Origin of the sequence: Paraburkholderia sp. EB58, from assembly GCF_050436665.1 — a bacterium.
Taxonomy (GTDB): Bacteria; Pseudomonadota; Gammaproteobacteria; order Burkholderiales; family Burkholderiaceae; genus Paraburkholderia.
In genome coordinates, this window is record NZ_JBNDMQ010000103.1 from 1 (window position 1) to 1,412 (window position 1,412).

Sequence of the window (1,412 nt, forward strand, 5' to 3'; positions counted from 1 at the left end):
GCGGTCGAAGACGCGCATAAAGGTGCGGGCTACAGCAATGTGATGTACATCCCCTCGGCGCCCGCATGTGCCAAAAACGACGCTTACCTGAAGCGCCAGTTGCCGAGCTTCCTGAAGGGCGAAAGCCCGCCCGATTTCCCGGCTGACCATTTCGAAGTGGATTTCACCGGACGCGCCACAACTGACGACCTGTCACCGCTTGGTAAGGCGCAACTTGGGTTCGACCTGTAGTTCGACAAAAACGTCGTACACGCACGAAACCGAGCACGCATGCGCGTTCGCTCTGGCCGCGAACGCGTCGCTCGATCAATAACGAAAATTCGGAGACTGCAATGAAACGATCACTGACATCGGTTGCAACGGCTATTACGCTGCTCGCGGCCGGAACGCATTCTGTGCTTGGCGCCGAACAGCTTTCGGTACTGCACTGGTGGACCTCCGGCGGCGAATCGAAGGCGATCAGGGTGCTGAAGGACGATATGAACAAACAAGGCTATGAGTGGAAGGACTTCGCCATAGCGGGAGGAGCGGGTGCTGCGGCCATGACAGCGCTGAAGGCGCAGGTCATCTCGGGCAACGCGCCATCGGCTGCGCAGGTCAAGGGTCCCCTGATTCAGGATTGGGCCGATCAGGGTGTGCTGGTGAGCCTGGATCAAGCGGCCACAGACTGGAAAGCGCATTCGCCGGCGCAAATCGACAAAACCATGAAGGCAGGCGGCCATTACGTGGCTGCGCCATTCTCCGTACACCGAATCAATTGGTTGTGGATCAACAAGGCGGACCTCGATAAAGTTGGCGGCAAGGCGCCTACGACCTGGCCGGAGTTCTTCGCGCTCGCAGACAAATTCCGCGCAGCGGGCATCACGCCCGTCGCGCATGGCGGACAACCTTGGCAAGAGATGACCATCTGGGAGACGGTTGTGCTTTCTCAGGGTCCGGAGTTCTACCGCAAAGCCCTGATTGATCTCGACCAGAAAACCCTGACTTCGCCTCAGATGGTGCAGGTGTTCGAGACCGTTCGGAAGATTCAGACTTATTTCGACAAAGGCGCCACCGGCCGAGACTGGAATCTCGCGACGGCAATGGTGATCAACGGATCGGGCGGGATGCAGTTTATGGGCGATTGGGCGAAAGGCGAGTTTGCGAATGCGAACAAGAAGTCGGACGTCGACTATATCTGCGCGCCGGCGCCCGGCACTTCCAATGCCTTCACGTACACGGTGGATGCGTTCGTGTTCTTTCAGCAGAACGGCAAAAAGGAAGCAACGCCGGGGCAACTTGCGCTTGCGAAGACGATCATGTCCCCTGATTTCCAGGAGCAGTTCAGTCTCTACAAGGGTTCTATCCCGGTCCGGCTGGATGTGCCCATGGACAAGTTCGATGGCTGCGCCAAGAAATCACGTGTAGACGAG

The 1,412-nt window shown here is 58.1% G+C and carries 2 protein-coding genes; both read left to right on the forward strand.

Going from position 1 to position 1,412, the window contains the following annotated elements:
- Positions 1-231: YbiU family protein (locus P3T40_RS44900; protein WP_429274090.1), on the forward strand; the 231-nt coding region annotated here is incomplete at its 5' end.
- A gap of 101 nt (positions 232-332) precedes the next feature.
- On the forward strand, positions 333-1,412 hold a 1,080-nt coding region (locus P3T40_RS44905; protein ID WP_429274091.1), incomplete at its 3' end, for an ABC transporter substrate-binding protein.